The following is a 19,277-nucleotide window of genomic DNA, read 5'->3' as shown; positions in this document are numbered from 1 at the left end:
TTCATTGATAGCGGCGCGCAAACGCCGCTATACTCAACGACTCCAGAAATAACTGTCTCATTCGACGAGGATTTTATGCGTCTACTTCATACCATGCTGCGCGTTGGCGACCTGCAACGCTCCATCGAGTTTTACACCAAAGTGCTGGGCATGAAACTGCTGCGTACCAGCGAAAACACCGAGTACAAATACTCTCTCGCGTTTGTCGGCTATGGCGATGAAAGCGACACGGCGGTTATCGAACTGACCTATAACTGGGGCGTGGACAGCTATGAGCTGGGCACCGCTTACGGCCACATCGCGCTGAGCGTGGATAACGCCGCAGACGCCTGTGAACGCATTCGCAATAACGGCGGCAACGTGACCCGTGAAGCCGGCCCGGTAAAAGGCGGCACCACCGTTATCGCTTTTGTTGAAGATCCGGACGGTTACAAAATCGAGCTGATCGAAGAGAAGCACGCGGGCAAAGGCCTGGGTAACTGATTTTCAGGCGATTAGCGTCAAACAAGGGGCGTGTTGTGCGCCCTGATTGTTGCTAACTAAAGAGGGAAAAAGCGTGGTTTTTCCCTCTTTGTGGTTAACAGATGAAAATCAATGAATTGATTTTTCTGGTTTATTTCATAATGACTTCGGGCCGCCTCTCCTATTATTGGGGAGTTATCCACACCCTGAAGGCGCACGTTGTGCGGCCTTTACTGCAACACTCCCCGAAATTTGCCATAATGCGCGCTGCATTTTCCCCGTATTAAGAGAAGCTGATGTCAGACAACACGCAATTGCATGGCCTGTGCGACCGTTTTCGTGGTTTTTATCCGGTAGTGATCGACGTTGAAACCGCAGGTTTTAACGCTAAAACCGATGCGTTACTGGAAATCGCCGCCGTTACCCTGAAGATGGATGAAGACGGCTGGTTATCCCCCGACGAAACGCTGCACTTCCATGTCGATCCGTTTGAGGGCGCGAACCTGCAGCCTGAAGCCCTGGCGTTCAACGGTATTGACCCGCATAACCCCCTGCGTGGTGCCGTCAGCGAATACGATGCCCTGCACGCGATTTTCAAAACCGTGCGAAAAGGCATTAAAGACAGCGGCTGCAGCCGGGCGATTATGGTGGCGCACAACGCCACGTTCGACCACAGCTTTATGATGGCGGCGGCAGAGCGAGCCTCTTTGAAACGCAACCCGTTCCACCCGTTTGTGACGTTTGATACCGCGGCCCTGAGCGGCCTCGTACTGGGGCAAACCGTGCTGGCCAAAGCCTGCATCGCCGCAGGCCAGAAGTTTGACAGCTCGCAGGCCCACTCCGCCCTGTACGACACCGAGCAAACCGCCCTGCTGTTCTGCGAAATAGTCAACCGTTGGAAGCGCCTCGGCGGCTGGCCGCTGCCGCTGGCCGACGAACCGGAATCTGAAGCATAAAAAAAGCGACCTGAGGGTCGCTTTTTTACTGGCTGGCGAAATTATTCTGCGCCTGGCTCTTCAGATTTGTGCTTCTCTGCAGTCTCTTTGATCAGCGCCTGCAGTTCGCCGCGCTGGTACATCTCGATGATGATGTCGCAGCCGCCGACCAGCTCACCGTCCACCCACAGCTGCGGAAACGTTGGCCAGTTAGCGTATTTTGGCAGCTCAGCACGAATGTCCGGGTTCTGCAGAATATCCACATAGGCGAAACGCTCACCGCAGGCGGACAGCGCCTGAACGGCCTGAGCGGAGAAGCCGCAGCTCGGCAGCTTCGGGGAACCTTTCATATAGAGAAGAATCGGGTTCTCAGCGATCTGGCGTTGAATTTTTTCAATAGTGCTCATTGTCTTGCTTCCTCAAACCTTGATACGGCAATAGCCTGCCATTGTAGCCAGTTGCGCCCCGGGCAGAAAACACCATTTTTATCAGGGTTTCTCTTTCCCCCGCCTGGCGCGCAAACATACCTTAAGAATAACACTTTTACGGCGCGCGAAAATGAGCAATTTGCTTCATTCAAGATCAATTAAACAGCGGATAACACCCTGGAATGGCTAATTTTTTAGCTATAGCTTACACTTTTGACCGTTAAATAGTATTTGCCTATTAACATTATCGGCTTTTATGCATTAGAATCGTCGGGTTTCGCAAAAATCATACGCAGGCATGATGGTTAGCATCGTGTCTTCATTTATCAGGGGATTGACGAGTGGCGCGGATAAATAAAATCTCTATCACGCTATGTGCTCTGCTATTTGCTTTGCCCTATACACCTTTGGCGCAGGCGTCCGAGCACGCCCGCCATCCTGTTGCACAAAAAGGCCATCCGGCCAAGACAACAACCAGTAAAAGCAACAAGGGCAAAGAAAAAGCAAAACCGAAGGTCAGCACAGCCTCCACAAAGAAGTCCGGTAAAAAAACAACCTCACCGGCGAAAGCCAAAGTGGCAAAACACACCACCTCAGGCAAAAGCAGCACCCTCGCTAAAACTAGCAGCAAAAAAACCTCGCAGAAATTAGCCCTACAGCCAGCCTCAGCCACCGTTGCCTACACTGAAAGATGCACTCATCGTAAAGGGCATAAAAAGCAGTGCGTTAAGGTGAAGTCGGAAAAAAATCTGACCATCGCGCAGGCGCATAAAGTGCGCGTGCAGAAAGCGCAAAAAACGGCCATGAACAAGCTGATGGGGCAAATTGGAAAACCGTATCGCTGGGGAGGTACTTCCCCACGCACAGGTTTCGACTGCAGCGGGCTGATTTATTACGCTTATAAAGATCTGGTGAATATCCGTATTCCACGCACCGCCAATGAAATGTATCACCTGCGCGATGCCTCCTCCGTTGACCGCGGCGAACTGGAAAGCGGTGACCTGGTGTTCTTCCGTACCCAGGGCCGTGGCACCGCCGATCACGTTGGCGTCTACGTTGGCAACGGGAAGTTTATTCAGTCCCCGCGCAGCGGCCGCGATATTCAGATCACCTCCCTGAGCGAAGATTACTGGCAGCGCCATTACGTGGGCGCCCGCCGGGTCATGACGCCAAAAACTATTCGTTAATCTTATCGCGCCCTTTCGGGCTAATCAGACTGATTAAAATATTAACAGCCCGGCACGGGCTGTTTTATTTTGTTGTTTCATTGCGCTTTTTTGCACTCTCGTAATTTGCTAACCTTATAACCACACAAAATGTAGTTATATTGTGAAGCAAAATAACAAGGAGTGAAGCCATGTCGTTCGAACTACCCGCCCTGCCCTATGCCAAAGATGCGCTGGCACCGCATATCTCAGCCGAAACACTCGAATACCATTACGGCAAACATCACCAGACCTACGTCACTAACCTGAATAATCTGATCAAAGGCAGCCCGTTTGAAGGTAAAACGCTGGAAGAGATCGTGACAGGATCTGACGGCGGGATCTTCAATAACGCGGCCCAGGTCTGGAACCATACGTTCTACTGGCACTGCCTGGCGCCGAATGCCGGCGGGGAGCCGACCGGTGACGTGCTGGCAGCCATCAACCACGCTTTTGGCAGCGTGGAAGCCTTTAAAAAGCAGTTCACCGAAGCGGCCATCAAAAACTTCGGCTCCGGCTGGACATGGCTGGTGAAAAATAGCGACGGCAGCCTGGCTATCGTCTCGACCTCTAACGCAGGTACCCCATTAACAACCGGAGCAAAACCGCTGCTGACCGTGGACGTATGGGAACATGCTTACTACATCGATTACCGCAACGCGCGCCCGGTTTATCTCGACCACTTCTGGGCGCTGGTCAACTGGGAATTTATTGCGCAAAACCTGGCGGGCTGATTTTTAGCGGTTAACCACGAAGGAGGGAAGCAACGCTTTTCTTCTATATACGAGAAGGGCCGCGAAAGCGGCCCTTTGTAAATCAGTGCAGGACGGCGGTTAGCGCCCCGGCAACAATCAGACTCAGTACGATAACCGTAGTCACCACGGAAAACTTCAGATCGGTACTCATCGTAAGCTCCTTTTATTTCCCTACAAAGTGTATGTGGGGTGATTTTCCCACAATTAGCGATAAAAATCCTGCTGGATTTGCACAGATATCGGTTTTCCCTCTTCCACTTTGCCCCGGGATAAGCCAAAATCCTTCGCTAATTTACCGCGTATCGCCCGGCAACGCCCTCCTCCCGCTGTATGTCGCATCCCCGACAGGCCTGCAACCAACGTGTTGCCCCAGGAGTTAGCGAAGGCAAACGTTTAACACATGAGTTATCAGGAGTTTACGATATGGTCTGGAGTGACATCTAATGGCAACGATTAAGGACGTAGCGAAGCGCGCAAACGTTTCCACTACCACTGTGTCACATGTCATTAACAAGACCCGTTTTGTGGCGGAAGAGACACGCAACGCCGTCTGGGCAGCCATCAAAGAGCTGCACTATTCGCCTAGCGCCGTGGCTCGCAGCCTGAAGGTCAACCACACCAAATCCATCGGCCTGCTTGCCACCTCAAGCGAAGCCCCTTATTTTGCGGAAATTATTGAATCCGTTGAGAACAGCTGTTTCGCCAAGGGCTACACCCTGATTCTGGGTAACGCGCACAACAACTTTGAAAAGCAGCGCGCTTACCTGTCCATGATGGCGCAAAAACGCGTGGATGGGCTGCTGGTCATGTGTTCCGAATACCCTGAGACGCTGCTTTCAACCCTGGAAGAGTACCGCCATATTCCGATGGTGGTGATGGACTGGGGCGAAGCTCGTGCGGACTTTACCGATTCCGTGGTCGATAACGCCTTCCACGGCGGCTACCTTGCGGGCCGCTACCTGATTGAACGTGGCCATCGCGATATCGGTGCTATTCCGGGTCAGCTGGAGCGAAATACCGGCGGCGGCCGCCATGCAGGGTTCCTGAAGGCGCTTGAAGAAGCCAATATCAAAGTGCCGGATAACTGGGTGGTTCAGGGTGATTTCGAACCAGAGTCTGGTTATCGCGCCATGCAGCAACTGCTTAACCAGCCGCATCGCCCTACCGCCGTTTTCTGCGGCGGCGATATTATGGCGATGGGTGCAATTTGCGCCGCAGACGAAATGGGGCTGCGCGTGCCGCAGGACATTTCTATCATCGGCTACGACAACGTGCGCAACGCCCGCTATTTCTCTCCAGCGCTGACCACAATCCACCAGCCGAAAGAGCGTTTGGGCGAAACAGCGTTTAACATGCTGCTCGACCGCATCATTAATAAGCGCGAAGAGTCGCAGACGATTGAAGTCCATCCTCGTCTGATTGAACGCCGCTCGGTTGCCGACGGCCCGTTCCGCGATTACCGCCGCTAAGCCTCTTCGGGGCCGGGAATGTGTTACCCGGCTCCTGCAGCCACTCCTGATTCATCGTCTCACTGTCACCCAAATAGTCCAGCAGCCAGCTCAAAGCGGGCGAAGCATCATCCTGCCGCCAGGTTAAGCAGCAGGCCGCGTCCGGGAATGGATTCTCCAGCATCAGCTCTTTCCAGTCGCCCCTGACGAGCCACGGCTGGGCAATGTGCGTCGGCACCATACCAATGCATAATCCCGCCGTCAGGCAATCCGCCCCCGACGCCCAGTCCGGCACCACCACGCGGCGTTGGTTGTCCAGCAGCCAGGTAATGCGCTTGGGTAACGAACGGGATGTGTCTTCCAGCACAAGGGATGGCCAGGGACGAATGTCATCATCCAGAATGATACCTTCCCGTTGCGCAAGCGGATGGTCAGCGGAAACCACGCAGCGCCAGCTTAGCGCCCCCATGTCCCGAAAAGCGTAACGCCCCCCGACCGGGATAGCCTGCGTGGCGCCAATCGCCGCCTCAACTCGCCCGTCGGCAAGCGCATCCCACACGCCGTTGAACACTTCCTGGGAAACCCTTAACTCGATATCCGGGAAATGACGATAAAAATCCAGCACCAGCTGGCGAGTACGCTCAGGTTTAACGATATTGTCTACCGCAATGGACAGGTGCCCACGCCAGCCGTTGGCTATCTGCTGGCACTGCTGGCGCGTTGCCATCATTTTTTTGATAACAGACCGACCTTCTTTGAGAAAAAACGCCCCGGCGGCGGTCAGTTCAACGTCCCGATGACGCCGTTCAAACAGCGGCACGGCCAGCCACTCTTCAAGCTGACGCACCGTGTAGCTGATGGCAGAAGGCACGCGATGCAGCTCCAGGGCTGCACCGCTAAAGCTGCCGTTTCGCGCCACGGCATCAACCACTTCCAGCGAATATTCAGACCACATATTTCTGCCTGCAAAAAATTTGAATGCAATTTGCAAATATTAGCGTTTCACAAGCGGTTTTGCACTCCGTAGACTCCTGCCCCGTTAACCTGCTATCAAAATCAAGAGTGAAATATGCAACCATCAAAGGGATTTCTTATCTGGCTTGCGGGGCTGAGCGTGCTGGGTTTCCTGGCCACCGACATGTACCTGCCCGCCTTTGCCGCCATTCAACAAGATCTGGGTACCACCGCCTCCGCCGTGAGTGCCAGCCTGAGCCTGTTCCTCGCCGGCTTTGCTTTTGCCCAGCTAATCTGGGGCCCGCTTTCCGACCGCTTCGGGCGTAAACCTGTGCTGTTGATTGGCCTGGCCATGTTTGCCGCCGGCTGTATCGGAATGCTTTGGGTGCAGGATGCCACCACGCTGCTGGTGCTGCGCTTTGTTCAGGCCGTGGGCGTTTGCTCAGCCGCCGTTAGCTGGCAGGCCCTGGTGACTGATTATTATCCCGCCAACCGCGCTGGCCGCATTTTTGCCACCATCATGCCGCTGGTCGGGCTTTCTCCGGCGCTGGCCCCGCTGCTCGGCAGTTGGCTGCTGAACCATTTTGAATGGCAGGCTATTTTTGCCGTGCTGTTCGCCGTCGCTTTGCTGCTGATGATCCCCACGCTGCGCCTCAAGCCCCGGACTCAGCACCACGGGCAAACCGAAGACAATAAAGTCAGCTTCTTCTCTTTATTACGTTCCCGCGTTTACGGTGGCAACGTGCTGATTTACGCCGCCTGTTCCGCCAGCTTTTTCGCCTGGCTTACCGGCTCGCCATTTATTCTGAATGAGATGGGCTACAGCCCCGCGGCGATTGGCCTGAGCTACATGCCGCAGACTGTCGCTTTCCTGGTTGGTGGCTATGGCTGCCGCAGCGCGCTGCAAAAGTGGAGTGGCAAACAGCTACTTCCGTGGCTGCTGGCGCTGTATACCCTGAGCGTGGTCGCCACCTGGGGCGTGGCGGTGAGCGGCCATGCTGATCTGACGCTGCTGCTTATTCCGTTCTGCGTGATGGCCGCGGCGAACGGCGCCATCTACCCTATCGTGGTGTCCTCGGCCCTGCTGCCTTTCCCGCAGGCAACCGGGAAAGCCGCAGCCCTGCAAAACACCCTGCAGCTTGGGCTTTGCTTCCTGGCAAGCTTAATGGTTTCCTGGCTGGTCACTACGCCGCTGCTGACCACCACCAGCGTGATGCTGGCGACAGTCCTGCTTGCTGGTCTGGGCTATGCCCTGCAACTCGCGTCCCAACGCGAAGCACCCAACAAGGGCCACATCGAGCTGTCCCGCGCACAGTAACCTGCATGATAATGTGAATGTTGTGTGATTAGCTTGCTAACAATATTCCATTGAACCCTCAATTAAACGGGCTTATAGTAATTGCGGTTCTACGATAAGCCTTATCAATTTTATTTTGCGGAAGCCGGAGCGCTTCCGTTTTTCCATGGATGGCCTTTCAGTAAGGGAGAATCCCCCCTTTCTCTGTTCTACGTCGGATATCAGGCACGCGGAATTTTCCGTGAGAGTTCTCACAAGCCGGGAATAGCGTCTACGCTGTTTTAAGGTTCTGATCACAACAAGGTGATGGAGAAGCTATGAGTTCATCGTGTATAGAAGAAGTGAGCGTACGAGATAACGAATGGTATCGTATCGCAAATGAAATGCTGAGCCGGGCAGGTATCACCCTCAACGGCCCAAACCCCTTTGATATTCAGGTCAAAAACCCGAACTTTTTTAAACGCGTTCTGCAGGAAGGTTCTCTCGGCCTTGGCGAAAGCTATATGGACGGCTGGTGGGAATGTGAACGGCTGGATATCTTTTTCACTAAAGTCCTGCGTGCCGGGCTGGAAAACCAACTCCCCCACCATTTCAAAGATACCCTGCGCATTGCGGCGGCAAGACTGGTTAACCTGCAGTCTAAAAAGCGCGCATGGATAGTCGGGAAAGAGCATTACGATCTTGGCAACGATCTGTTCAGCCGGATGCTGGACAAGCACATGCAATACTCCTGCGGTTACTGGAAAGACGCGACAAATCTCAGCGACGCTCAGGATGCCAAGCTCAAAATGATCTGCGAAAAGCTGCAGCTGAAACCCGGTATGAAGCTGCTGGATATCGGCTGCGGCTGGGGCGGTCTGGCCGAGTTTGCAGCACGCAACTATGGCGTATCCGTCTTTGGTGTGACTATCTCAGCAGAACAGCAAAAAATGGCGCAGGCGCGTTGCAAAGGCCTGGATGTCACCATCCTTTTACAGGACTACCGCGACCTGAACGAACAATTTGACCGCATTGTTTCCGTCGGCATGTTTGAGCACGTCGGGCCTAAAAATTATGCCACCTACTTTGACGTTGCCGACCGCAACCTCAAGCCGGACGGCATTTTCCTGCTACACACAATAGGTTCTAAAAAGACCGACAATAATGTCGATCCGTGGATCAATAAGTACATTTTCCCTAATGGCTGCCTGCCGTCGGTGCGGCAGATTGCCGAGGCCAGCGAACCGCATTTTGTGATGGAAGACTGGCACAACTTCGGCGCCGACTATGACAAAACGCTGATGGCCTGGCACGAGCGTTTTCTGGCAACCTGGTCAGAAATCGAAGGCAACTATTCTGAGCGCTTTAAAAGGATGTTTAGCTACTACCTGAATGCCTGCGCCGGCGCTTTCCGGGCGCGCGACATTCAGCTCTGGCAGGTTGTTTTCAGCCGGGGCATTGAGCACGGCCTGCGCGTACCCCGTTAAAACAGACCCGGTGAATGCCGGGTTTTCTTCTTTGCAATTGTCTCTCTTTGCGCACCAATGTGATTAACCTCACAGGTTTAGCCCTGCCTGCGCTTAGCGGCTTGATCTGCTTAACAGATATCATTTCCTGGGATGGAAACCGGTTTCATCAATCACAGACAATCTGGGCATTAGCCGTATCAATGATTGCCTGTCGGAGATGGCAGGTCAGACCGTGAGGACAACGATGAAATACGCATTTCCTGAGCATTTCTGGTGGGGCAGCGCAGCCTCCGGCCCACAAACCGAGGGCGAAGCGCTGAACTTTGGCAAATCTGAAACCATCTGGGACCGATGGTTCGCCGAGCAGCCTAACCGTTTCCACCACGGCGTCGGGCCGCAAAACACCTCAACTTTTTATCAGCGCTGGAAGCAAGACATCGCCCTGCTGAAAAAGCTCAATCACAATACTTTCCGCACCTCCATTTCCTGGGCTCGTCTGATTCCCGAGGGCACGGGTGAAGTCAACCCGCTGGCGGTTGAGTTCTATAACCAGGTGATTGACGAACTGTTGGCTCAGGGCATTAAGCCATTTATCAACCTGTACCACTTTGATATGCCCATGGTGATGCAGGAAAAAGGCGGCTGGGAAAGCCGTGAAGTGGTTGACGCCTACGCCGCCTACGCCAATACCTGTTTCGAGCTTTTCGGCGATCGCGTGAAGCACTGGTTTACCTTCAACGAGCCGGTTGTTCCGGTTGAATGCGGCTACCTCTATGACTACCACTACCCTAACGTGGTGGATTTCAACCGCGCGGTGACCGTCGCTTACCACACCATGCTTGCCCACGCTAAAGCGGTCAAGGCTTACCATGCCCGCAGCGATGACGGCCAGATTGGCATCATTCTCAACCTGACACCATCTTACCCTCGTTCGCAAAACCCGGCTGACGTAAAGGCCGCCAACCTGGCCGACCTGATGTTTAACCGCAGTTTCCTCGACCCGGCACTGCGCGGTGAATATCCTGCTGAGCTGGTCGCGTTCCTGAAAGAGCACGATAAACTTCCTGCCTGTCAGCCTGAGGACAAAGCCCTGCTCGCTGCGGGCGTCGTAGACTTACTGGGGATTAACTACTACCAGCCGCGCCGCATTAAGTGTCGCGACACGCTGGTTAACCCGGAAAGTCCGTTTATGCCGGAGTGGTTCTTTGAGTCCTACGAAATGCCGGGTCGCAAAATGAACCCTTATCGTGGCTGGGAAATCTACGAGCGCGGGATCTACGATATTCTCACCAATCTGCGTGAAAATTACGGCAACCCGGCCTGCTATATTTCAGAAAACGGCATGGGCGTCGAAAACGAACAGCGCTTTATCGACAACGGCCAAATCAACGATGATTACCGGATTGATTTCGTTCGTGACCACCTGAAGTGGCTGCATAAGGGCATCAGCGAGGGCAGCAACTGCCTTGGTTACCACATGTGGACATTTATCGATAACTGGTCATGGTGCAACGCCTACAAAAACCGCTATGGCTTTGTGTCGCTGGATCTTAATACCCAGCAGCGCACGATTAAGAAAAGCGGCGAGTGGTTTATGAAAACTGCAGTCGAAAACGGGTTTAACGAAGAAGATTAATCCTGGTTAAGAACGAGAAACGGGGCCAACTGGCCCCGTTTTTTATGGCTGAAGAATGTTTATTCGCTAGCGGGAATCGCCGCTGCTATTGCCGCTTCACGGCTAGCCAGCACGCGTTCAACGGTGTCGACAATTGCCTGGGTCTGCGGGTCAATTTCAATGTTCACGCGCTGCCCCAGTTTTTTAGCACCAAGCGTAGTGCGCTCCAGTGTTTCAGGGATCAGATGCACGCAAAAACGCGTGGCGGTCACCTCGCCCACCGTCAGGCTGATCCCGTCGATGCCCACATAACCTTTATAAAGGATATATTTCATCAGGGTCTTATCCTGAATCTTAAACCAGATTTGGCGGTTATTTTCTGAGGTCAGGATTTTTGAAATTTCGGCCGTGGTCATAATATGACCCGACATTAAATGTCCGCCGATTTCGTCATTAAATTTGGCAGCACGCTCAACGTTCACGCTGTCGCCCACGCTTAGCTCACCGAGGTTGGTGATGCGCAACGTCTCTTTCATCAAATCAAAGCTAACGTGATTGCCGTTGATTTCGGTTACCGTCAGGCAGCAGCCGTTATGCGCCACCGAAGCCCCGGTTTCGAGGTCTGGCAGCATTTCAGTCGGCATATCAATAACGTGGGTGCGGAAATTCGGTTTCTCATCGATGGAAATCAGGGTCGCCGTGCCCTGCACAATACCTGTAAACATCTAAAAACTCCTGGCAATTCGCAGACGGTAACGCTACCGCCATTAACAGACATTTTCGCACTTTAGCAGTTGGAAAATCAGCTTGCCAGTGCGGGGCGTGCGCTGGCTCTATTTTTGACTGGCGTATAAATAAACTCCCGCTACAATAGACTGGTTATTTCCCCAGTTCATCTTCTTGCTGCCTGTTTTGGCGGCTTTTTTAGTCTCTCATACATATAAAAATAATCAGGTGTAATCATGCAGAAGTACCTCACCGAAGCTCGCCAGCTCCTTGCCCTGGCGATACCTGTCATCATCGCGCAGGTCGCTCAAACTGCAATGGGATTCGTCGATACCGTGATGGCCGGCGGCTACAGCGCTACCGACATGGCCGCCGTGGCGATCGGCACCTCCATCTGGCTGCCCGCTATTCTGTTCGGCCACGGGCTGCTATTGGCCTTAACGCCAACCGTTGCGCAACTCAACGGTTCGGCGCGACGTGACCGCATTGCGCACCAGGTTCGCCAGGGGTTCTGGCTGGCTGGCATGGTTTCCGTGCTGGTGATGGTGGTGTTGTGGAACGCGGGCCATATCATTCACGCTATGCACAATATCGATCCTGAACTGGCGGATAAAGCCGTTCGCTATCTCCGAGCACTGCTGTGGGGGGCGCCAGGTTACCTGTTCTTCCAGGTAGGACGTAACCAGTGCGAAGGCCTGGCCAAAACCAAGCCAGGTATGGTGATGGGCTTTATCGGCCTGCTGGTCAATATTCCGGTCAACTACGTCTTCATTTATGGCCATTTCGGCATGCCCGAACTGGGCGGCGTGGGCTGCGGCGTGGCAACGGCGGCGGTATACTGGGTGATGTTCTTCAGCATGCTGTCTTACATCAAAAAAGCGCGTTCGATGCGCGACATCAAAAACCCGGAAGGTTTCAGCAAGCCGGACTGGGCGGTGGTCAAGCGCCTGAGCCAGCTCGGACTGCCGATTGCCCTGGCGTTGTTCTTTGAAGTTACGCTGTTTGCCGTTGTCGCCCTGCTGGTTTCCCCGCTGGGTATCACCGACGTTGCCGGGCACCAGATTGCCCTCAACTTCAGCTCGCTGATGTTTGTGCTGCCGCTCTCTTTAGGGGCCGCGGTGACTATTCGCGTCGGTTTCCGTCTTGGGCAGGGCTCAACCCTGGATGCACAAATCGCCGCCCGCACCGGGGTTGGCGTGGCCATTTGCCTGGCGATGTGCACCGCGTTGTTTACCGTTATTTTCCGGGAGCACATTGCTCTGCTGTACAACGACAATCCGGCAGTTGTCGCGCTGGCGGCGCATCTGATGCTGCTGGCAGCCATTTACCAGATATCCGACTCAATCCAGGTGATTGGCAGCGGCGTTCTGCGTGGCTACAAAGATACCCGCTCGATCTTCTTTATTACGTTCATCGCGTACTGGGTGCTGGGGCTGCCAGCCGGCTATATTCTGGGGCTAACCGACTGGGTCGTCGAACCGATGGGCCCGGCCGGGTTCTGGATCGGCTTTATTATCGGCCTGACTTCCGCCGCGGTCATGATGATGTTGCGTATGCGTTGGCTGCAGCGTCAGCCTTCCGTCACAATCCTGCAGCGCGCCGCTCGTTAATTAAACAACGGTAGCCGCATCCGCGGCTACTTTCTCTCCATTCTGCGCAGATGCTCGGCAATCGTGTGAAATCTGGAATAAAATTGCGAGTTTTCCCTTGCAAGCCCCGAGGTGTATCGCTAATATTCGTCCCCGCTGTCGCCAAGACAACAATGCGTTCATAGCTCAGTTGGTTAGAGCACCACCTTGACATGGTGGGGGTCGTTGGTTCGAGTCCAATTGAACGCACCATTTTCAAATATATCAGTGCGTCCGTAGCTCAGTTGGTTAGAGCACCACCTTGACATGGTGGGGGTCGGTGGTTCGAGTCCACTCGGACGCACCATATTTGCTAAAGCAGTTCCCTTCTTTAACCCGCTTTTCTTCAAGCTGATAAATTCCAAATTTCATTTTTACACGCAAGCCCGTAGCGCATGAAAACGTCATTTTTAGCGTTTTGAGCGTCCGCCGGTGTTTGGGGATGCGAAAACCCGAAAGGTTGCATATCATAAAGCGAGTCATTCACTAAACCACGACAGGTAACTTATGGAAATCGATCTCAATAATCTGGTGTTTTCCGGGTTAGATGAAGCCGAAGCGCGCAACGCCGAGCGCCAGGAAGACGCAGACAAAAAAGCTCAGGCCGTTGTGGCCGATGACGACTGCGGCGACGCCTGCAAAATCTGATAAAAAACCGGCTTACTCAGCCGGTTTTTTTATGTTACGCCGTTCTTCTCACGGCAATACATTTCACTTCCACCAGCAGCCCCGGGCGAGCCAGTTCAGACACGCCGACGCAGGTCCAGGCACAGTGTCCCCGCGGAAACAGTTCGTCTTTCACCTCCCGAAAAACAGCCATGTGTTCTTCCATGTCTACGTGGTAAGTAGTCATTTCCACAACGTCTTCAAAGTTGCAGCCCGCGGCCTGAAGGACCAGACGCAGGTTTTCCCAGCAGGCCATAAACTGCACCCTTGGGTCAGCTATCACCTGCAAATCAGGCGTGCGCCCAACCTGCCCGGCACAATAAACCGTGTTACCTACCACCACCGCAGGTGCATATCCCGCCCGTTCAGCAAGTACTTGCATGGAAGGCGGCATAATAATTTCTCTGTCTGACACGACTGTCTCTCCCCATTATTTAAAGGCGCGCAATTCACGCGCCTGCAGATGAATCATTTTTATCTCACCCGATGTTGACCGGGTTTAGCGCATCTTCGAAGAATCTTATCGCGTTTCGTAGCGCCTGGTCCGCCTCCGGCAATATCCCGGCAAACAAATGCCAGACGTGAAACATTTCCGGCCAAACTTCTAGAGTGGTACGAACCCGGCTCTCACTCATGTGGGATGCAAGGCGAATGGCGTCGCTCAGCATCACCTCGTTTTCACCAACCTGTATCAGCGTGGGAGAAAGGCCTTGTACATCGGCAAAAACCGGAGAAGCATCCGGATGTGTGGGCAGCTCTCCGGCAAGGAAACTTCGGGCCAGTTGGTTCAGGAAAGCTACGCTGCATAAAGGGTCCAGCCCATCCCGCACCGTTGCAGATACGCCGCTATGCGTTAAGTTAGCCCACGGTGAAATAGCTACTGCGGCGGCGGGTAATGCCAGGCCAGCATCGCGCGCTTTACGCATCAGCGTGACAACCATCGCCCCACCGGCAGAATCCCCTGAAATTATCAGCGAGCGCGGGTTTGTACCCTGCTCAAGCAAGGCTCGGTAGGCCTGAAAGACATCATCGATTGGCGTCGGGAAAGGAAACTCAGGCGCCTGACGATAATCTACCGCATATACTTTAGCCTTCAAGGCGCGAGCATAACGCCCGGTTAATCCCCGATAAGCTTCGACCCCACCGTGAACATAGCCTCCGCCATGAATATAAATCATCACCCGACCCTCAGTGACTTCCTCAGGCGTGACCAACATCGCACCAATACCGCCCAGGCTGGCATCGGCAAAGGTTACGCCCTCCACGGGAGGGAACAACTCATCCAGCTGCTTCACATAGTCAGCCCGAACTGCTTTCCAGTCAGCATCAGACTGGCCATATACCTTCTTCACAACCGGCCCGGCGGCTTTTATCCAGCCCATAAGGGCTGCCTGTGCGTTATCAGGAAGCATTTATTTCTCCATTGTCTACTGTGATTAAACAAAAAAGATTATGCTTAATGATTTGACGAAAGAGGTTCGCCAATGTCACTCCGCACAGGCACTAAAAGCCATTCAGACCTCGATCTCGGTAGCCTGCGAGTTTTCGTGGCTATCGTGGAAAGCGGGAGCTTTGTCGCCGGAGGAAAGGCGCTGGGCTTAACCCGTTCCGCCGCAGGAAAAGCGATTGCACGCCTTGAAGCACAGCTGGAAACGCGGCTATTTCATCGTACGACGCGAAGCGTCGCCCTGACCCGCGATGGCTACGGTTTTTATGAACGCTGCGCACAGATTTTGCAGGATATTGAAGAAGCAGAGGCGAGTGTCCGGCAGAATTTTTCCAGCCCCGGCGGAGTGCTTCGGCTCAGCGTCCCGGAAACGTGGGGCAAAGTAGTGCTTCTGCCTTTTCTGAAGCACTTCATGGCGGCCTACCCGAGACTGGATATTGAAGTCAATTTCACCGACCGCGTGGTGGACCTCGTCGCGGAGGGGTTCGATCTCAGCCTCCGACTGGGTGATTTACCGAAAGATTCGCAGCTTATTGCACGAACCGTGCAGCGCATTCGCCCTCATCTGTTTGCTTCCCCAGACTACCTGGCCAGTTCAGGTATACCAGGTTCGCCAGAAGATCTTCGCCTTCACCAGCGGCTGATTTACGGCCTGAGCCCTCAAACGACAAACTGGACGCTGTTCACGGCCAGCAATGAGAGCGTGTTGGTTGAAGGGCACAGCAGGATCCGCTTCGACAGCGGAGAGGCTATTTGCGCCGCCGCTGTTGCAGGCTTAGGCATCGCTTTCCTGCCAGCTTTTCTCGTTGCCCGGGATGTCGCAGAGGGCACACTGGTGCCCGTACTGCCTGAATTAGACGGCACGCCACTGAGCGTGAACGTGGTGTACCCTAATCGGAAACATCTGGCAGCCAAAGTGAGGTTGTTTATCGACAGCCTGGTGAAGCATATGGACCATTAACAACATCCCGATGAAATGATTTGGGAATGACAGGCCCTAATCCTGCGATCCTAACCCGGTGAATAACCCCAGCAGTTCCCGCGGCGCATCAGCCGCAAACCCCATGGCAAAATTCGCGGCAGACTCCTGCTGAAAACGAACGGTTCGTGCAGCCATTGCCTCCTGATATACCTTAAAAGCACCCTCCATGCTGGAAGGCTGGGAAATGATGGCATAGGCGAGATCGACGGCATCCGCCATCGCCAGATTCACGCCCTCCCCGGCAAAAGGTGACATAACATGCGCGGCATCACCAATCAGGGTCACATTTCCCGCTGCCTTCCAGAACTCCGCGGTAGGTAACACATAGATTGGCCTGGCAACCATCGGCCCCTCACTTTGCATCAACATCTCGCGGTAGCATTCGCCCCAGTCACGGAAGTGTTCAGCCAATTCATCACGAGTAAAGGTTCTGCGCGATTGCGCTTCCGGTACGGGTATGGCGGCATAGGCTGAAACCTCGTCTCCAGGTTCACAGTGAGCCATGATGCCCCGGCCTTCACTCAAAGCAAACAGCGACCCCTTGCCCACCAGCGCTTTCACCGCAGGATATTGCTGACTTACGTTCGGGTAACGCAGCTCAACAAAGGTTATTCCGGAATAAAGCGGTTGCTGTCCCGTTAACAAAGGCCTGACTTTCGACCACGCACCATCGGCGCCTATCAGGGCATCACAAACATGCGTACTGCTGTTCTCTAGCCGGAGAAGAAAGCCTGTGCCCTGTCGTTCGACGGACCTTACCCGGCTGTTCCAACGAATGATCCCCTTGGGCAACGCCTCTATCACTAGTTTGCGCAACGCGCCGCGGTCGACTTCCGGGCGGGAGCCATCACCTTCATCCTGATACAAGATATGGCCGTTTTTATCACGCATCAGAGTTGCATCCGCCCCCTCCAACACCAGAGCCATTGCGGCTTCATACAATCCCGCCGCTCGAAGTGCAGGTTTACCCGTGCCTTCGTTCAGATTGAGCATGCCACCCTGATGGCGTGAATCGAGAGAAGCATCAGCCTCGAGAATACAGACCGCAATACCCTGGCGGTGCAACATGTACGCCAGCAGCGGCCCCGCTACACCAGCGCCAATAATGGTTATCATAAAAATGCCTCTGACTGTCGGAGAAGAAACGGTTTTATCAGCAGCCAGATTGAAACGCCAGCCAGAACAAGCATAAAAAGCTCAAACATTCACCGGACGGTTTCTACGGGGCTTGTCAACATCCCGATTGCCCGTCATAATGTTGTCACTTCTCACCAAAGAAGATAAAACAATAATCAATTCAGTCGGTTATCGTTTTATAAATCGTATTAAATGCGTTCATAGCTCAGTTGGTTAGAGCACCACCTTGACATGGTGGGGGTCGTTGGTTCGAGTCCAATTGAACGCACCATTTCTTTTTATTTTCATCATCTCTGAAAACGCTCAAACATCTGGCAACGCCCTGATAACAACTCGCTGTAAAACTGTGCACTCCGTCGCTGAATCAACGGTTTTGATTCCTTTTCCAGCCAGATTTATCTATACTACGCCCGTTCTTAACTTGAATGGTTTCAGCTCATTGGACTCCTTTTTTATACAACAACATCGTCTAACGCTTTCCCCTGCTGAACCACAAGCACACTTTCCTCTGCACGCTTTATTTCTGTCACCTATCCTTACCAGGTGCCACTTTCAACACCACAGTATTCTTTTAAGCTCCGGCAGCCCGGTCTCCCGGAACACGATTTCAACATTCCTCCTCAACTTATAGATAAGACTGTCATGAAAAAGACTAAAATCGTTTGCACCATCGGTCCAAAAACCGAATCCGAAGAGATGCTGTCTAAAATGCTCGACGCGGGCATGAACGTTATGCGTCTGAACTTCTCCCACGGTGACTATGCAGAACACGGCCAGCGCATCAAAAACCTGCGCAACGTTGTTGCTAAAACAGGTAAAAAAGCCGCTATCCTGCTGGACACCAAAGGGCCAGAAATCCGTACCATCAAGCTGGAAGGCGGTAACGACGTCTCCCTGAAAGCAGGCCAGACCTTTACCTTCACCACCGACAAATCCGTGGTTGGCAACAGCGAAATCGTCGCAGTGACCTACGAAGGCTTCACCAATGACCTGACCGTGGGCAACACCGTTCTGGTGGACGATGGCCTGATCGGCATGGAAGTCACCGCCATCGAAGGCAACAAAGTTATCTGTAAAGTGCTGAACAACGGCGACCTCGGTGAGAACAAAGGCGTTAACCTGCCAGGCGTGTCCATCGCGCTGCCAGCGCTGGCTGAGAAAGACAAACAGGATCTGATCTTCGGCTGCGAACAGGGCGTTGACTTCGTGGCAGCCTCCTTCATCCGTAAGCGTTCTGACGTGGTTGAAATTCGTGAGCACCTGAAAGCCCACGGCGGCGAGAGGATCCAGATCATCTCCAAAATCGAAAACCAGGAAGGCCTGAACAACTTCGACGAAATCCTCGAAGCATCTGACGGCATCATGGTTGCTCGTGGCGACCTGGGCGTAGAAATCCCGGTGGAAGAAGTTATCTTCGCGCAGAAGATGATGATCGAGAAATGCGTTCGTGCACGTAAAGTGGTTATTACCGCAACCCAGATGCTCGACTCTATGATCAAAAACCCGCGCCCTACCCGCGCAGAAGCCGGTGACGTTGCTAACGCCATCATCGACGGCACCGACGCAGTGATGCTGTCCGGTGAGTCTGCAAAAGGTAAATACCCGCTGGAAGCTGTGACCATCATGGCAACTATCTGCGAGCGTACCGACCGCGTGATGACCAGCCGCCTGGACAACAGCAACGACAGCCGTAAACTGCGCATCACCGAAGCCGTTTGCCGTGGCGCCGTTGAAACCGCAGAAAAACTGGAAGCCCCGCTGATCGTGGTTGCCACCCAGGGCGGTAAATCCGCTAAAGCCGTGCGTAAATACTTCCCGAACGCGACTATTCTGGCGCTGACCACCAACGAAGTAACCGCGCGCCAGCTGGTGCTGAGCAAAGGCGTTGTCACCCAGATGGTGAAAGAAATTGCCTCCACCGACGACTTCTACCGCCTGGGTAAAGAAGTGGCGCTGGAAAGCGGCCTGGCTCGTAAAGGCGATATCGTGGTGATGGTTTCTGGTGCGCTGGTCCCAAGCGGCACCACTAACACCGCCTCGGTCCATGTTCTGTAATTGACTTGTTAACAAGTTTAATTAACAAAAAAGCGCCTCCGGGCGCTTTTTTTATATCACTTGCAGTCAGATCTTAATAAAAATGCAAA

19 protein-coding genes and 3 tRNA genes are annotated in these 19,277 nt (G+C 53.7%); 15 read left to right on the top strand and 7 right to left on the bottom strand.

What is annotated here, in order from left to right:
- The first annotated feature begins 75 nt into the window (after positions 1–75).
- Together gloA and rnt are read left to right on the top strand one after the other, a co-directional pair.
- On the top strand, positions 76–483 hold the full coding sequence (gloA, locus tag AAIE02_RS05435; protein WP_039292495.1) for a lactoylglutathione lyase: 408 nt from the start codon (positions 76–78) through the stop codon (positions 481–483).
- 275 nt (positions 484–758) lie between these two features.
- Entirely contained in the window at positions 759–1,418 is a 660-nt protein-coding gene (rnt, locus tag AAIE02_RS05430) for a ribonuclease T (protein ID WP_008456473.1), read from the top strand.
- Between the two features lie 41 nt (positions 1,419–1,459).
- Here rnt and AAIE02_RS05425 read toward each other — a convergent pair whose 3' ends face one another.
- Positions 1,460–1,804 (bottom strand): Grx4 family monothiol glutaredoxin, encoded by a 345-nt coding sequence (locus AAIE02_RS05425; RefSeq protein ID WP_008456474.1) that lies wholly within the window; start codon positions 1,802–1,804, stop codon positions 1,460–1,462.
- Positions 1,805–2,166: 362 nt separating this feature from the next.
- Between AAIE02_RS05425 and AAIE02_RS05420 the strand changes: the two genes are divergently transcribed.
- The gene (locus AAIE02_RS05420; protein ID WP_498532120.1) at positions 2,167–3,012 is read left to right on the top strand and encodes a C40 family peptidase; all 846 of its coding nucleotides are present in this window, start codon (positions 2,167–2,169) and stop codon (positions 3,010–3,012) included.
- Positions 3,013–3,182: 170 nt separating this feature from the next.
- Entirely contained in the window at positions 3,183–3,764 is a 582-nt protein-coding gene (sodB, locus tag AAIE02_RS05415) for a superoxide dismutase [Fe] (protein WP_498532119.1), read from the top strand.
- Between the two features lie 82 nt (positions 3,765–3,846).
- On the opposite strand, the gene cydH is transcribed toward sodB, so the two are convergent.
- Positions 3,847–3,936, bottom strand: coding sequence for a cytochrome bd-I oxidase subunit CydH (cydH, locus tag AAIE02_RS05410; protein WP_008456477.1), 90 nt, complete (start codon positions 3,934–3,936; stop codon positions 3,847–3,849).
- 292 nt (positions 3,937–4,228) lie between these two features.
- On the opposite strand from cydH, the gene purR reads away from it, so the two are divergent.
- Positions 4,229–5,254: an HTH-type transcriptional repressor PurR gene (gene purR / locus AAIE02_RS05405; RefSeq protein WP_008456478.1), complete on the top strand. Its 1,026-nt coding sequence runs from the start codon at positions 4,229–4,231 to the stop codon at positions 5,252–5,254.
- On the opposite strand, the gene punR is transcribed toward purR, so the two are convergent.
- Positions 5,157–6,188, bottom strand: a complete 1,032-nt coding sequence (gene punR / locus AAIE02_RS05400) for a DNA-binding transcriptional activator PunR (RefSeq protein ID WP_498532118.1) — start codon at positions 6,186–6,188, stop codon at positions 5,157–5,159. The two genes, purR and punR, sit on opposite strands and share 98 nt — an antisense overlap.
- 114 nt (positions 6,189–6,302) lie before the next feature.
- Here punR and punC point away from each other — a divergent pair, with 114 nt between their 5' ends.
- The 3 genes from punC (at position 6,303) to AAIE02_RS05385 (ending at position 10,568) form a co-directional block, all read left to right on the top strand.
- Complete coding sequence (gene punC / locus AAIE02_RS05395; protein ID WP_498532117.1) at positions 6,303–7,505, top strand: purine nucleoside transporter PunC; 1,203 nt, start codon at positions 6,303–6,305, stop codon at positions 7,503–7,505.
- Positions 7,506–7,801: 296 nt separating this feature from the next.
- Entirely contained in the window at positions 7,802–8,950 is a 1,149-nt protein-coding gene (gene cfa / locus AAIE02_RS05390) for a cyclopropane fatty acyl phospholipid synthase (protein ID WP_166994113.1), read from the top strand.
- Between the two features lie 226 nt (positions 8,951–9,176).
- The gene (locus AAIE02_RS05385; protein WP_213715784.1) at positions 9,177–10,568 is read left to right on the top strand and encodes a glycoside hydrolase family 1 protein; all 1,392 of its coding nucleotides are present in this window, start codon (positions 9,177–9,179) and stop codon (positions 10,566–10,568) included.
- 59 nt (positions 10,569–10,627) lie between these two features.
- Here AAIE02_RS05385 and AAIE02_RS05380 read toward each other — a convergent pair whose 3' ends face one another.
- Positions 10,628–11,272: a riboflavin synthase subunit alpha gene (locus AAIE02_RS05380; RefSeq protein WP_336817672.1), complete on the bottom strand. Its 645-nt coding sequence runs from the start codon at positions 11,270–11,272 to the stop codon at positions 10,628–10,630.
- A 237-nt stretch (positions 11,273–11,509) separates the two neighbouring features.
- Between AAIE02_RS05380 and mdtK the strand changes: the two genes are divergently transcribed.
- From mdtK to AAIE02_RS05360, 4 genes are all read left to right on the top strand, one after another.
- Positions 11,510–12,883: an MdtK family multidrug efflux MATE transporter gene (mdtK, locus tag AAIE02_RS05375; protein ID WP_498532116.1), complete on the top strand. Its 1,374-nt coding sequence runs from the start codon at positions 11,510–11,512 to the stop codon at positions 12,881–12,883.
- Positions 12,884–13,037: 154 nt separating this feature from the next.
- Positions 13,038–13,114: transfer RNA gene (locus AAIE02_RS05370), tRNA-Val, on the top strand.
- 17 nt (positions 13,115–13,131) lie between these two features.
- A tRNA-Val gene (locus tag AAIE02_RS05365) sits at positions 13,132–13,208 on the top strand.
- Positions 13,209–13,408: 200 nt separating this feature from the next.
- Positions 13,409–13,549: a hypothetical protein gene (locus tag AAIE02_RS05360; RefSeq protein WP_008456485.1), complete on the top strand. Its 141-nt coding sequence runs from the start codon at positions 13,409–13,411 to the stop codon at positions 13,547–13,549.
- Between the two features lie 34 nt (positions 13,550–13,583).
- Here AAIE02_RS05360 and AAIE02_RS05355 read toward each other — a convergent pair whose 3' ends face one another.
- Both AAIE02_RS05355 and AAIE02_RS05350 read right to left on the bottom strand, forming a co-directional pair.
- On the bottom strand, positions 13,584–13,982 hold the full coding sequence (locus tag AAIE02_RS05355) for a RidA family protein (protein WP_498532115.1): 399 nt from the start codon (positions 13,980–13,982) through the stop codon (positions 13,584–13,586).
- A gap of 64 nt (positions 13,983–14,046) precedes the next feature.
- On the bottom strand, positions 14,047–14,979 hold the full coding sequence (locus AAIE02_RS05350; RefSeq protein ID WP_498532114.1) for an alpha/beta hydrolase: 933 nt from the start codon (positions 14,977–14,979) through the stop codon (positions 14,047–14,049).
- 72 nt (positions 14,980–15,051) lie between these two features.
- Between AAIE02_RS05350 and AAIE02_RS05345 the strand changes: the two genes are divergently transcribed.
- Complete coding sequence (locus AAIE02_RS05345; protein ID WP_498532113.1) at positions 15,052–15,975, top strand: LysR family transcriptional regulator; 924 nt, start codon at positions 15,052–15,054, stop codon at positions 15,973–15,975.
- A 36-nt stretch (positions 15,976–16,011) separates the two neighbouring features.
- On the opposite strand, the gene AAIE02_RS05340 is transcribed toward AAIE02_RS05345, so the two are convergent.
- The gene (locus tag AAIE02_RS05340) at positions 16,012–17,112 is read right to left on the bottom strand and encodes an FAD-dependent oxidoreductase (protein WP_498532112.1); all 1,101 of its coding nucleotides are present in this window, start codon (positions 17,110–17,112) and stop codon (positions 16,012–16,014) included.
- A gap of 215 nt (positions 17,113–17,327) precedes the next feature.
- On the opposite strand from AAIE02_RS05340, the gene AAIE02_RS05335 reads away from it, so the two are divergent.
- A tRNA-Val gene (locus AAIE02_RS05335) sits at positions 17,328–17,404 on the top strand.
- Between the two features lie 371 nt (positions 17,405–17,775).
- Entirely contained in the window at positions 17,776–19,188 is a 1,413-nt protein-coding gene (gene pykF, locus AAIE02_RS05330; protein WP_008456501.1) for a pyruvate kinase PykF, read from the top strand.
- The last annotated feature ends 89 nt before the right edge of the window (positions 19,189–19,277 follow it).

The organism is Cedecea sp. Ae19-4 (genome assembly GCF_059801165.1).
This window is presented reverse-complemented; position numbering and strand designations above follow the sequence as displayed.